This is a genomic window from Bradyrhizobium sp. WBAH42 (assembly GCF_024585265.1).
Classification (GTDB): domain Bacteria; phylum Pseudomonadota; class Alphaproteobacteria; order Rhizobiales; family Xanthobacteraceae; genus Bradyrhizobium.
On the sequence record NZ_CP036533.1, the window covers coordinates 700,314 to 714,644 of the forward strand.

A 14,331-nucleotide genomic window follows, 5' to 3' on the forward strand; every position below is an offset into this window, starting at 1 on the left:
ACACTATTGTGCCTGCGCTTCGGCTTATCCTGGCGAAGGGTCCAACGTATTCGCGATGTCGCTTCTGGGCCTCTCACGCATCTGGATCTGGGAAGGATACCTTTCTCCTCCAAATTGGCCGGCGTGACCGGTACGATCTTGTCGGTTCGTCGAGAGCCTGCGCGAGTTGCTTCGCTTGCAGCGGACTGCCGACAATCACACGGGGCGAAAGGCGTCCGCACGCGCGTAGACCGCCATGCTGTTGCGTATGACCTCGAGCACCACCTGATCGCTGGCCAGCAGAGTCTTGCCAGCGCTTTGACGCACTCCGCGTCATATCAGTGCTGCCGGCGGAGCCTGCCGCCACCCCAAACATCCCGCCGAAGCTTCGCTGGATACCGAGTCCAATCACTCGTCTCATCGGCATCTGAGCTGCGGCGAGACGACAAGTGCGAGTTAGGGCTCTTGCTACAACGCAGTGAGTCGCAGAGGTGGCCAGCTCCCAACTCGAACTCCCGGCTCATTGCCTGTATCGCCGGACCCGCAATTCGTGCCTCTGCGCCGATGGTACTACATACACCAGCGCTGGTAGAACACCGCAGCGGAACGTTGACACCGGCAGATCTCATACCGGTTACTAACACCATTGAGCGGCCAAACGAAACGTTCAAGCGGGGATCAAGATCAAGACCGTTTAGCATCAGCGGCCGCCACGGCAGTATTGTCCTGGGCTGCTCACCTCCTGCTAGATCAACATGCGGCAAGGTCGTTGCGCTGGAGAACCCTTACCACAATGCCTAGATAGGCGATTGACCTCGCTGCACGAGCAGGTAGCTTCACGTTGATCGAAATCGCGTTACAATTGTAAGGCGGCGCTGCCCCCGCGGTGAAGCGCACGGCTTCGCGATACGGCTTCGTCCACCGGCAAGCCGCTGCCATACGGCGAACCACCTTGCCTCGGCGAATCGCATCAGGCAGCGGCACCTCGATTGCCTGATCGATAAGGCCGGGACGGCTGGCGCGGTCTAGATCGCCTCGGGACGGTTGCTGGAGAGACTGAAGATCATGTCGGCGTCTTCCGCCGTCTCGTTGATCCTCCTGTTTAGCAACACTAGATCGCTTGAGAGGCGGATTGAGTCTGGCGCAACGAGACTTGCATGCAACGACGACGCCCCAAGTCCACACCGCGTGTTGAGGGACACCGCATACGCGCGCCTGATGCGCTTGCCTGCCCAGCTATCTGGTTTGAGCCGCTTCCGTTGAAGTACATCGTCGAGGCCACTTGAGATCGGTTCTCCCGATCGGCGGCAATAACGGAAGAGCCCGCCCGAGGACGGGGCCTTTGATCGTGCCTTTGAACGGGCGCGGAGTTAAATCAGGCGGCGTCGGGTTGCTTTGTGTACAGCATTTGTCCGGTTCGCCGCCCCTAGCTTTCTGACGACGTTCTTCATGTGAAAGTTGACGGTATTCTCGCTGACCTTCACAATTCTCCCGATTACCCAGGCTGACTTTCCTTCTGCGACCCAGTATAGGCACTCTATTTCTCGCTCTGTTAGCGGAATGTCTGTCTCGCAATCTTCATCAAGCGGCTGTGTAATCTGCGCGACAGCGTTGTGAAATGCCGACGCCAATGTCGTGAGATGAGCCATGCGATCCCGTGGATCGGCATCGTCGAAGGGAGAGGCAAACGAAACGAAAGCCAATCGGCCTTGCGATCCAAACAATGGCACGCTTATGCCATGCTTAAGACCTGCTTCTCTGGCCTCGCGTAAGACGCGCAGCTCACGGGGCTGCAGTTCATATCGACAGGTTAGTTCATCCCAAAGAAAGGGCCTTGGCAGCATTGCTGTCCGCCGGACTACCGGGTCGATCGCTCCATACTCTTGCTCAGCATAGCGTTGGCACCAATCAGACGGGAAGTTTATAGTTGGCGGCGGCGGCAGATAGTCCAGCAGACGACGCTCATTCGAGCAGGTGAGTGCTCCGTACGCGACTTTATTAAAGCCTTCATTGCTCGCGCAATTCACAAGAAGATCGAACAGCGCTTTGATTGATCTGGTCTGTGTAGCACATTCGACGAAGCTGAATAGGTCTGGCCCGCGGCTTTCCCGTCTGATTGAGGAGAGTGGCATTGCGCCGTGCGATTGGTCATCCATTTCTATTTCCCATTTTACTTTTACAGATGTTGGCTCTGCTTCTTGCAGCTCAAGCGCCGGGCCCGAAATGTTTGACCCGGTCCCGGCGCGCACCGATCAGATAGGTGGGGCAAACCGATGCGCGCCGCCCCCAGGTCGAGCCAACGCGGAGCTGTCTTCGTTCGTTGCCGGCCGGTCCGGTTGCTGTCCGAGCTGCCGAATCGTCGCGTGCGTATCCAGACCTCTCGAAAGAACGGCTGGCAAATGATGCAACGGTTGCGGCGGACAAGGTCAGCACTTCTCGTAAGAACACACCAACGTCTCGAGCGCCGACGTAAAGAAGTGCGCTCGACACGGAACTCTTCGCGCAGCTCGGCACACCTAAGGTCGCGGACCGGTGCAGCCCCTCTCAGGCGCTTGCGCATGTTGGGCCGCCACTCGCGGACATTGACAACGAGCTGCTTGATAAGGACGACAGCGTGCATGCGATCCTCAGGACTTCCAAGAACCAGCATGGTGGGCACAGCAATTCTCGTACCACCTTCCGATTTGGCAAAATTCCCCTTAAGAGAGAGGCACTCAGAGAAAGACGGTATCATCTGAGGCGCTTCGAGCGGATGCAACATACATCAAACGTGCGACAACGTCTCAGGCGCGACATCGAATTGATATAGATCAAGAGCGTGATTAAAGGCCGGTTGCCTCACCTGCATTGACGCGGAGCGCGGATGAGCGCTGCCTGTGAGTGCGGTCCTAAGGCGCAAGCCAAATCGAGTAAGGACCTTTCCATCCTTGAATTCGAGCAGCGGAGCAGCAGTTTGGTCTAGCGGCGTCTTTGAGCAGATGAGGACCGGCGCTTTCGGCGTTTCGCTGTGGCGCGGCTTTGCGCCCCCCCCTTCGGCGTCGTGAGGACTTGCCTTCTCCTTGCAACGCCGCGGAGCGAGCGAATGAAAGAGGAAAGAATCACGGAAGGCTCGTCGTGGAATGATCCGGGCGCGATGTTGATAAAGACTCTGGCTGACGTGGCGGAGATGCTGCGCCTCGCGGGCGTAGGCGTGGCGGTCTGAAGCGGATTACACGCCAGCTCGGATGCAGCCTTACGATGACGGGCTACGTAGCGGCGAGTGGTGTGAAGCCGTTCAAATCGTGGCCGGCCTAGCTCTCGCGCACCACGTTCTTCAGATAATGGTAGGCCTTGATGATCTCGACCAGGCGATCCTCCGTAGAGCGGTCGCCGCCATTGGCATCGGGATGGTGCTGCTTAACCATCGCCTTGTACTTCGCCTTGATATCGCCGAGCGTCGCATTGGCATTCAGGCCCATCACCTGCAACGCTTTCCGCTCGGCATTTAAAATCTTGTGCGCCTCAGGCTTGGCCACCGCGCGGGGGCGGGCACCGGCGCGTCCGCTCAGCTCGAGTTGCGTGCAGAAGGCATGCCAGTCATCCTCGAAATCGGCCGCGCTGGCGGCCATTTTGCGGGTGCTGATGTTCTCGCCCATCTTCCAGGTCGGGCGATGGCCGGTGAGCGCCTCGTTCTGGTAGCGCGCGACCGCTTCCGCGTCCATTCCCGAGAAGAAATTGTAGGACTCATTGTATTCGCGAACATGGTCGATGCAGAAGTGCCAGTATTCGCGCGCGTTGTCGCGGCCCTTGGGCGCGGGATGAGTAGCCTTGTTCTGGCAACCAGGCCATTCACATAGCGCCGCGGTCTGGCGCTCCCGCGCTTCCTTCTTGTTGATGCGAATGGAATCGAAGATTCTGGAGGCGTCGATCAGCATGACTGGCTCCGTTAGCGGAGCGGTAGTTAACAGCGCCGCTTGTCTGCTAGAGAATTGGTTTGGACGGCCGAGTTGGATCTGTCTCGGGCTTTGCGTCTAGTTAGTGGCATGATGTAGCAGGCGGTTCTCAGCAATCGACGTGCCAGGACTGCGAGCTTGGTTCAGGCAAGCATCTCTTTGCGATTCAGATCGACTCAACTGCCATTTGCTGTCGGGTTCTGCACATAGAGGTCTTGAACGGAACGGGCGGTGAATACGAAGAAAGCGGGAGCTTCGCTGCAATCTGGGTGATAACGCGCTCGAAGAGTCAGCGTATCCAGGGCGGATGGCGAACCTGCGAGAACTTCTTCAAGGAGCCGATGCGGCCCGAACGGGGCGATCAAGATCCCGCCCTTTGGTCAGCCGTCTGCGGTTGATCATGCACTGCTACAAATTCTCCGCAACATAGCGCGTGATCTGTTCGTCCGGGCCGTCCAGACGGAACTACCGCGTTTCGGAGACGCCGGCGAGCTGAAGCCGGCGCGGATGGTCGCGCCGGGCCGTGCGGCACGGCCATGGCCCGGCGCGCAACATCGCAACGGATATCGGCGCAATCGAGATTGCCAGGCTCACTCAAGGCGAGGACCGGCGCGCGAGCGGCTCGCATTGGATCGGCTTCACCTCGATGATTTTGCCAGTCTGAGCGCGGCGAACTAGGAGCCTCGATCCTCTGCTGCCCGCCCCTTAGCTGCGCGCTATGTCGACAGGCGATCCAGGAGGCGCTCTCGGCCCTGCTGGAGGGGATGCACCGAACCTTTCGCCTTCGATGATTTCGGTCCTGAATGACCAATCGCAGGGGGGGAATACGAGCGCCGGCAGCACAAGACCGTCAACATGCTCAAGGACATCGCGAACTGGTTTGGAGTGGCAAGAAGGCTATGCAGGATTTCAATGGCGCCAAGCCGGGGCGGTCGCGGAGCATGCACTTGCTACCTTCGCCGAAAGCCGCGCCAAACATGCGCGTGACCTAATTACCGGACAAGGATGGCCAATCTAGAGCCCATTGGCTTTCTATAACTTTCCCGCCGAGCACCAGAGCCAGCTGAGAACTGCAATCCAATCGAGAGCATCCGCCGCGGTGCAGCACACGAGCCTGCGAGCCAAGGAAGCGTTGTCGCCACAAGCCGTAAGATTGATGGTGCAAGCTGATGGGGGGCGTCGAAACGCTGCGTTGACTGAAGAACCACAATCAGTTGCCGAGATCGTCGCGGCGTCAGAGTGCCGATGCGATTGTGCTCGTCCCGAAGACGCAAAGCCATGCCGCCTGCTCGGTTCCGTCACGAGTCGTGGTCAAGAGCGGCGAAATGATTGATCTGAGGCAATCCGTAAGTCTCTAAACGCGTCAGCTTTTCGACAGCTGATCTCAATAGAACGAGAGAGAGCGTCACTATCGGCTCGGCATTGCGAATCGACTCAAACACCTGGAGTTGACATGGACCCATTTAACACCATCAACCCATTCGACCGTGACCACGCCGCAGTGTCACAACCGCAAGAGCAGCAAGCGGAGTTTGAGCCGTACTTGGATGGAGTGCCGCAGCCTGATGCCCCCGCCGTTGCAGAGATTCCTGCTTCTTCAGATCCCTACTATTTTCCTCTGTCTGAGGAAGAGCGTAGCCTCATTGAGGCCTTGGAACTTGGGCACCAGGGGGCCCACGGTCCTCATCCCGAAGACGCCCTCACCAGACACCTCGGGGACACCGCTGCCTGGCACAGCGCGCCGCGGGAAGCTTGGACTTGGCCGAAAGAGCTACCTGCGGAAGGGCACGATCAGAACCCGCTGCGGGGGATGATGGGCGAACCCGCCCTGACATCGGCTCTCCCAACCGTGCGCGATCACCAGGGACCGGATCGCGGAAAAGCCGTTCGCCAGTTCAATTGGAGCGACGGCTACCAACCGGCTCGGAACGAGCTGACCGGGAGCGCTCCCTCTTCAAGTCACGAGGTCCTCACGGGTGAGGATTACACCGGGGAGTTGAGGCCTGCGAAGAGGCAAAGAACACTAAGCCATACGGAAGGGGATGCTATCGAACGCCAGGTGAGCGAGCCCGGCAGTTCAGTCGTTCGCGAGCCGATGGAAGACGCCGGCGCACCGTTTCAGGCCAGCGATCGGCTCGTCCTTCCCGCGGAAGGCTACGATCAGGACCTGCTGTGGGCGATGGTGGGAAACGCTGGCGCATCGCCGTCCGTCGAGCCAACCGAGGGTCATCACCAAGGGCTGGATTCAGAACCGGCCGTTATTCCCTTCAATTTCCGGCAGGGCGACCAGCACGCGTCCGCTGCGCTTGACCGTAGCAACGTCGCGCCGAGCCAGGACAGCCGACCCAACAGTTTTATCGTTCACAATGACCGCTACACGGCGCTGTTCGTGCCCGCGGCAACGATGAGGCGAAGCACCCCACTTCCGCCAGGCGCTGCCATTCCTCTGGGATTTCGACTGGAAAACGCTCCGCAGCCCAGCGCGCAACCAGCGAACCGAGCCTCATCATCGCGTGGACGGTCGATCGAGCAAGCCGCTCCGGCGTCCTCCTCCAGGGCTGAGGGGACGTCCCCCGCGCCCCGCGAAATTTATGCTGCATCATTCGCCGTTCCCGAGAATTTTTCGCACGGCGACCAACCAGCCCCGGACACGATGCTCTCGAAGCTCCGCCGCTGGGGCCAGGTGCCGAACGAGGCGCAGCCGGCAATAAACTACGACATTCGCGGCGAACGTTACACCGCTCTCTTGGGGCCTGGAGGCCCCAATGACGTTCGGCTCATCCATGACACAAGCAATGTAGATGCCGAGAGACAATCCCCAGGCTAAGAATTAGGAACCCGACCACATAGCTCCGGTATTGGACTTGCTAAGCTAGCGTAGCTTGCTCCAGCGAGCTTGGCGCGGTTCCGGGGCGCCGGGTGAGCGCTACCCGCCCGATTAACTTGCGCGCATCATCGCTGTGCGGCTCCTCGTTGAGCCGCACAGCGATCTTTTTTGATCTTCCGAACGCCAAAGTTGCGAAGAACACCTACGGTGTTATCGCCGTTGCGTTTTACAGCATTGCCATTGATTGGGGCCGCGGCCCCAAGACAGGAAAGCATCGTCGGAGTAAAGAGGCTGCTTCCTGCCCCCATCGAACACGCGTCGGCTGAGCTTAGCCGGCTGCAGATCGGTGTGGTCGTCCATCAGTCCCACATGCACATCCTGGTCGTGGCGTTCCGCAGAAAGCTCCTCTGGCCAACGAGGCGCTGCCCAGCACCTCGTCGATCCGCCTCGAGCCTTTCAGTACATATCTCAGGGGTCAGCAATGGTCCGGGATACCGTGCGCGATCTTCATCGCTTAGCGTGTTCCGTCACACAGTGCTATCTCGACGCTGCTGCCAACGCCCTTGTCCTGGTTATACTATTGACATGTGCACTCAACGTCCCCGCGGAAAGTCGGTCAGCAATGCCGTTTCCATTTCTCGGCGTAGATGGTCGCTGAACCTGCAAGAGCAATGCATAGACCGTGCCGTATCCGTCGCTACTCCAGTTTTGGACGCTTTGATGAGAGCCGCGTCCTTCGGGACGACGGTTCGGTTCAGCGTGGGCTGCCTTGGGCACTACTCTGCCCATCGAAGACGACGACCTGAGATGACCTCTCGCCTCAAGGAGTTTGAGCGCCGGATGAAGCTCATCAAGCAGCAGCGACCTCTGTCCGGCTGATAGAAAGTAAGCGTATCGCCGCGCTGATAGGCTTACCGGTCACGATCGCGCGACATGAACTCGCCGCCTTGATCGACGGTAATCGGCATGAGCCCCCCACCTGGGCATCGCGCGAATGAGCTGCGATACAGCCTGGTATGACCTGTTTTTTTGGAGGTGGGCTATGGCAGATGCCATGCATGAAGCCATGCTTGATGCCAGGCAGGAAGGCGGCTCCTATCTCCCACGCCGCGGCCGCAGATCGAGGCCGCCCTGCCCCCGCCGCCACCGCCGGTGAAGCCGGCTGATCCCGCACCCGCGCCGAGCACGGACGGCGGGCCCAGTGCCGCCGCGCTGGCCGACGATCCCACGATCAAGAGCCTGACCGCCAAGATTGCCGCCAATCCTGACGACGTGAACGCGCTGTACCGGCGCGGCCAGGTCTATGCCAGCAAGGGTGCCTACAGCCTCGCCATCAAGGATTTCGACGACACCCTCCGGATCAATTCGAAGGACGTCGAGGCCCTGAACAACCGCTGCTGGACCCGCACCGTGGTCGGCGATCTCCAGGGCGCGCTGAAGGATTGCAACGAGGCGCTGCGGCTGCGGCCGAACTTCGTCGATGCACTGGACAGCCGCGGCCTCGTCAATCTCAAGTCGGGCGCGGTGAAGAATGCGATCGCCGATTTCGACGCGGCCCTGAAGATCAACCCGCGCCTGACCTCCTCGCTCTACGGACGGGGCCTTGCCAAGCAACGCAACGGCTCGGCCCAGGAGGGGGCGCTGGACATCGCAAACGCCAAGGCGATGGACCCGAACATCGTTCAGGAATTCGCAAGCTACGGAGTGCGTTAGTATTTTTTTGAGTTGGGCCCGCCCGAGGCTCGAACCTTGAACAGCACTGGGAAGACCAATGGGCGGATGCCGCAACAGGCCTTTTCGGGGGTGGGTTGCTTGAATTTGAGATCACGCGAGCTGGCTGCGCAGGAGGGACTGGCTATGAGATCGGCTGCAAAAGGGCTTACCGCGATTCTGTCCATCATCACCGTCGGCGTCACGCTGTCGCTGCCGACCTCGGCCGCCTATGCGGGCGATGACGGCAACAGCAAGAACGTCACCGAGGACGAGATCGTCCGCGCGCTGGCACCGGCGCCGAAGAAGCCCCTGACCCGCGGCCTCTCGATCGGCCCGCAGACCGAATCCGCGCCGAACGCCGCGGAGACCAAGCTGCTGCAATCCGTGCGCGGCCGCTCGACGCGCTCGCTGTCGTCGACCGAGCGCGAGGAAATCGCCTCCGTCGCCAAGGACAAGCCGAACATCGATCTCGAGATCACGTTCGACTACAACTCCGCCAATATCAGCGCCAAGTCGATGCCCTCAGTGCAGGCGCTCGGCCGCGCGTTGACCAGCACCGACCTGAAGGGCTCGACCTTCGTGGTCGCGGGCCACACCGACGCCGCCGGCGGCGAAGCCTACAACCAGGATCTCTCGGAGCGTCGCGCGGACGCGATCAAGCGCTATCTGGTCGAGAAGTACAGCATCTCCGCCACCGACCTCGTCACCGTCGGCTACGGCAAGAGCAAGCTCAAGGACGCGAACCAGCCGCTGGCGGAGGTCAACCGCCGCGTGCAGGTCGTCAACATGGAAAACAAGACCACCGCATCGAAGTGAGCACGACGTATCCTTTGCAGTGACAAGTCGTGATGTGGTGTAAGGTCTCGCTTCCAAAGCGCGTCCCGCAGCCTTGCGGGACGCCGCTTCATTTCAGGGAAACGCTCCGTTTGGACCTCGCGCGGATGGCCGTGAGCCAGGTCAGGATGATCCGGCGATGAATTTGACTGAATATCTCAAGCCGGCCGGAACCGTGGCGTTCGTCGTCGTGCTCGGCATCGGCTATTATCTGTTCGAGCATCGCAAGCGTCCCGAGCCGAAGGAGACGCAAAGCGAGGCGCTCGTCATCGTGACGAAGTCGACCAATGCCTGCTTCTCCGATCTGGTGCGGGTGACCGGCTTCTTCGTGCCGCGCCGCGAGGCGGTGGTCGTGGCCGACCAGGAAGGCTCCAGGGTCACCGACCTCCTGGTCACCGAGGGCACGATCGTCGCCGACAACCAGGAGCTGGCGCGCCTGACTGCGCCGCCGCAGATTCCGGGCCAGCCGCAGCGGCCCGGCCCGCAAGGCCCGATCTCGCTGAAGGCGCCCGCGCCCGGCCTCGTCACCGAGGTCCGCACCATCGTCGGCGCGCCGGCCTCGCCGCAGGCCGGTCCGATGTTCCGCATCGCCGTCAACAACGAGATCGAGCTCGACGCCCAGGTCCCGGCGGTGCACATGTCCAAGCTCACCTCCGGCGCCACCGTGCGCATCAGCCGCGACGACGCACCGGATCTGATCGGGCGGGTCCGGCTGGTTGCCCCCGAGATCGACCGCACCACGCAGCTCGGGCGGGTCCGCATCAGCGTCACCAACAATCCGTCGCTCAAGGTCGGCGTGTTCGCGCGCGCCTCGATCGACGCCAAGCGAAGCTGCGGCGTCTCGATCCCCAAGACCGCGATCGATCACCTCACGGTGCAGGTCGTCAAAGGCAACATCGTCGAGACACGCAAGGTGCGGGTCGGATTGTCGTCCGACAGCGCGACGGAAATCCTGGAAGGGCTCGAGGTCGGCGAAATCGTCGTGGCCGACGCCGGCTCTTCGCTCCATGACGGCGACCAGATCAAGACCATGTTCGCCGATGAACTCGATCGCACGCGGGTACGCTGATGGCTCTCAATATCTCGGCATGGTCGATCCGTCATCCGCTGCCGTCGGTCGTCTTCTCGATCATCCTGCTGGTGCTGGGCTGGGTGTCCTTCACCAAGCTCGCGATCACAAGGCTGCCCTCGGCCGACATCCCCGTGATCTCGGTCGCGGTGTCGCAGTTCGGCGCAGCGCCGGCCGAGCTCGAATCCCAGGTCACCAAGACGGTTGAAGACGCCGTCTCCGGCGTCGAGGGCGTCAGGCACATCACCTCCTCGATCACCGACGGCCTGTCGGTCACCACGATCCAATTCGCGCTCGAGACCAACACCGACCGCGCGCTCAACGACGTCAAGGACGCGGTGACGCGCGTGCGCTCCAACCTGCCGCAGAACGTCACCGAGCCGCTGATCCAGCGCGTCGACGTCATCGGCCTGCCGATCGTGACCTATGCCGCGATCTCGCCCGGCAAGACGCCGGAGCAGCTCTCCTATTTCGTCGACGACGTGGTCAAGCGCGCGCTGCAAGGCGTGCGCGGCGTCGCCCAGGTCGAGCGCATCGGCGGTGTCGAGCGCGAGATCCTGGTCTCGCTGGATCCCGATCGCCTGCAGGCGATGGGCCTGACCGCGGTCAATGTCAGCCAGAGCCTGCGCGGCACCAATGTCGACGTCGCCGGCGGCCGCGCCGAGATCGGCAAGAACGACCAGGCGATCCGCACGCTGGCCGGCGCCAAGACGCTGGGCGATCTCGCCGGCACCATGATCCCGCTGTTCGGCGGCGGCGAGGTCCGGCTCGACGATCTCGGCACCGTCACCGACACCATCGCCGACCGCCGCACCTTCGCCCGCTTCAACGGCGAGCCGGTGGTCGCGCTCGGCATCAAGCGCTCCAAGGGCGCCAGCGACGTGAAGGTGGCCGAGGCCGTGCAGAAGCGCATCGACGCGCTGAAAGCCGCCTATCCCGAGGTCGACCTGAAGCTGATCGACACCTCGGTGGAATACACCAAGGGCAATTACCACGCGGCGATCTCGACCTTGTTCGAAGGCGCGATCCTCGCCGTCATCATCGTGCTGCTGTTCCTGCGCGACCTGCGCGCGACCATCATCGCCGCGATCTCGCTGCCGCTGTCGATCTTCCCGGCGTTCTGGGCGATGGACCTGCTCGGCTTCTCGCTGAATCTCGTCAGCTTCCTCGCCATCACGCTCTCGACGGGCATTCTCGTCGACGACGCCATCGTCGAGATCGAGAACATCGTCCGGCACATGAACATGGGCAAGTCGCCCTACCGGGCCGCGCTCGAGGCCGCCGACGAGATCGGCCTCGCCGTCATCGCGATCTCCCTGACCATCATCGCCATCTTCGCACCGGCGAGCTTCATGTCGGGCATTGCCGGACAGTTCTTCAAGCAGTTCGGCATCACCGTCTCGGTGCAGGTGTTCTTCTCGCTGCTCGCCGCGCGCTTCGTCACGCCGGTGCTGGCCGCCTATTTCCTCAAGCACAGTACGCATGAGGAGCCGCCGCCCGGCCGCATCCTGCGGTCGTATCATGGCATCGTCGCCTGGTCGGTGCGGCACTATTTCATCACGGTGCTGATCGGCCTCGGCATCTTCGCGGCCTCGATCTGGAGCATCACGCTGCTGCCGCAGGGCTTCCTGCCGGCCCAGGACAGCGCGCGATCCCTGCTTGCGCTCGAGCTGCCGCCGGGCACCCAGCTCGCCTACACCGAAAAGGTCACCGAGGACATCGTCGCGCGCCTGCGCAAGCGGCCCGAGGTCAAGAGCATCTTCGTCGATGGCGGGCGCGTTCCGCCGGGCACCCAGGAAGTCCGGCGCGCCGCCCTGATCATCAATTACACGCCCAAGGACAGCCGCGACATCACCCAGCGCGAGCTCGAATTCTCGATCAGCCAGGAGTTGGAGAACGTTCCCGATATCCGCTTCTGGTTCCTGGACGAGAACGGCCTGCGCGCGATCTCGCTGGTGGTGACCGGCGTCGATCCCAACATCGTCAACAACGTCGCGAGCGAGCTTGCGACGCAGATGAAGCGCATTCCCACCATCGCCAACGTCATCTCCGAGACCTCGCTGGAGCGCCCCGAGTTGCGCATCGAGCCGCGCGCCGATCTCGCCGCACGGCTCGGCGTCTCCACCGAAAGCCTGTCGCAGACCATCCGTGTCGCCACCATCGGCGACGTCGGACCGGCGCTCGCCAAGTTCGACGTCGGCGACCGCCTGGTGCCGATCCGCGTGCAGCTCGAGGATGCCGCCCGCGGCAATCTGAAGACGCTGGAGCAGCTCCGCGTGCCGCTCGGCGAGCGCGGCGAGAAGGGCGGCGTACCGCTCTCGGTCATCGCCGACGTCAAGCTCGACCAGGGTCCGACCAGCATCGGCCGCTACGATCGTGAACGGCAGGCGACCGTTGCCGCCGACCTCGTCGGCTCCGCCGCGCTCGGCGACGCCACCAAGAAGATCTACGAGCTGCCTGTCATGAAGACCCTGCCGAAGGGCGTGAAGGTCTCGCCCTCGGGCGATGCCGAAAGCCTGAACGAATTGTCGGAGGGTTTTGCGACCGCCATCACGGCGGGGCTGATGATGGTGTACGCGGTGCTGGTGCTGCTGTTCGGCACCTTCCTGCAGCCGATCACCATCCTGTTCTCGCTGCCGCTCTCGATCGGCGGCGCGATCGCGGCCCTGCTCGTCACGGGCAAGCAGCTCACCACGCCGGTGTGGATCGGCATCCTGATGCTGATGGGCATCGTCACCAAGAACGCGATCATGCTGGTGGAATTCGCGATCGAATCGATCCACGCCGGCAAGCCGCGCGAAGAGGCCATGATCGACGCCGGCATGAAGCGCGCCCGCCCGATCGTGATGACCACGATCGCGATGGCCGCGGGCATGATGCCGAGCGCGCTCGCCGTCGGCGCCGGCGGCGAGTTCCGCTCGCCGATGGCGCTTGCGGTGATCGGCGGCCTGATCTTCTCGACCCTCCTGTCGCTGGTGTTCGTGCCCGCGATGTTCATGGTGATGGACGATTTCGGCGCCCTGATCTGGCGCTTCGCCAAGCGGCTGATCGTGCACAGCGAGGACGCGGAGGTTGCCTCTCATCACGAGCCAACACCGGCCCACGCGGCATCGGCACCGAAGAGCGTCGCGCGTCCAGCGGCGGAGTAGCCTTACGAAGCGTGCTCGTAAGCCTTACTCGTTCCGCGCGATCGCGGTCAGCTTGGTCATGTTCCGAAGCAGGATCCGGCCGCGCTGGAGATCGAGGATCGCGTCCTTGCGCCAGGCCTGGAGCTGGCGGTTGACGCTTTCGCGGGCGGCGCCGACGAAGACGCCGAGCTGCTCCTGCGAGATGTGGACCTCGGAGCCGAAATCGGCCGCGAGCGCGCACAGCCGCCGCGCCAGACGCACCGGCAGCGGCTGCAGCATGGACTCTTCCATGCGCTCGCTCTGCCAGCGAATGCGCTGGCACAGCAGCGCGATGATCTTGATGGCGACCTTGGGCTCGCGCTCGAGGAAGCCGAGGAAGTCTTCGCGCCGCAGCACGAACAATTCGCTGGCTTCGCCCGCGGTCGCGTCCGCCGTGCGGTTCTGGCCGTCCAGCACCGCGACCTCGCCGAACAGGTCGCCCGGCCCCATGAAGTTCAGCGTCAGCCGGCTGCCGTCGGAGGCGCCGGTTTCGATGCGGACCTGGCCGCGGCGCACGCCGAACAGCGCGTTCCCGGGATCGCCCTTCTGGAACAGCACCTCGCCGCTGGCCAAATGCTGGGTGTGGCAGAGATTGGACAGCCGCTGGAGCTCGTCCGCGCCGAGATCGGCGAACATCGGGTTCATCTTCAGGATGACCGCAAATTCGGCCTGCTTGCTCATTTCAATGTCCTTGTGAACGTCCTGGTCATCGTTCTTGGCAAATCGCTTGAAACCATCGACTTCAGGATCGCGTAAAACCGCGCCGGAGAAGTGTGTCATAAGTCACATAACTTTGCAGCACCCCCCGAC

7 protein-coding genes and 1 pseudogene are annotated in these 14,331 nt (G+C 62.3%); 5 read left to right on the top strand and 3 right to left on the bottom strand.

All coding sequences use genetic code 11. The features are described from left to right. Positions 1-1,349 precede the first annotated feature (1,349 nt). Positions 1,350-2,135: a LuxR family transcriptional regulator gene (locus DCG74_RS03350; protein WP_306558134.1), complete on the bottom strand. Its 786-nt coding sequence runs from the start codon at positions 2,133-2,135 to the stop codon at positions 1,350-1,352. Between the two features lie 1,134 nt (positions 2,136-3,269). Continuing rightward, positions 3,270-3,893 carry a J domain-containing protein gene (locus tag DCG74_RS03355; protein ID WP_172789657.1) on the bottom strand — a complete coding sequence of 208 codons (624 nt, stop codon included), beginning with the start codon at positions 3,891-3,893 and terminating at the stop codon, positions 3,270-3,272. A gap of 1,471 nt (positions 3,894-5,364) precedes the next feature. On the opposite strand from DCG74_RS03355, the gene DCG74_RS03360 reads away from it, so the two are divergent. The 5 genes and pseudogenes from DCG74_RS03360 (at position 5,365) to DCG74_RS03380 (ending at position 13,503) form a co-directional block, all read left to right on the top strand. Beyond that, positions 5,365-6,738 (top strand): hypothetical protein, encoded by a 1,374-nt coding sequence (locus tag DCG74_RS03360; RefSeq protein ID WP_172789656.1) that lies wholly within the window; start codon positions 5,365-5,367, stop codon positions 6,736-6,738. A gap of 1,098 nt (positions 6,739-7,836) precedes the next feature. After that, a pseudogene (locus DCG74_RS03365) lies at positions 7,837-8,451 on the top strand (tetratricopeptide repeat protein); the annotation flags it as partial. Between the two features lie 144 nt (positions 8,452-8,595). Further along, positions 8,596-9,267, top strand: a complete 672-nt coding sequence (locus tag DCG74_RS03370; protein WP_172789297.1) for an OmpA family protein — start codon at positions 8,596-8,598, stop codon at positions 9,265-9,267. Between the two features lie 157 nt (positions 9,268-9,424). After that, a complete protein-coding gene (locus DCG74_RS03375) occupies positions 9,425-10,354 on the top strand; it encodes an efflux RND transporter periplasmic adaptor subunit (protein ID WP_172789298.1) in 930 nt (309 codons plus the stop codon). Beyond that, positions 10,354-13,503: an efflux RND transporter permease subunit gene (locus tag DCG74_RS03380; protein WP_172789299.1), complete on the top strand. Its 3,150-nt coding sequence runs from the start codon at positions 10,354-10,356 to the stop codon at positions 13,501-13,503. Before DCG74_RS03375 ends, DCG74_RS03380 begins: the two co-directional genes overlap by 1 nt. Positions 13,504-13,527: 24 nt before the next feature. On the opposite strand, the gene DCG74_RS03385 is transcribed toward DCG74_RS03380, so the two are convergent. Beyond that, positions 13,528-14,202, bottom strand: coding sequence for a Crp/Fnr family transcriptional regulator (locus DCG74_RS03385; protein ID WP_172789300.1), 675 nt, complete (start codon positions 14,200-14,202; stop codon positions 13,528-13,530). Positions 14,203-14,331: the final 129 nt, after the last annotated feature.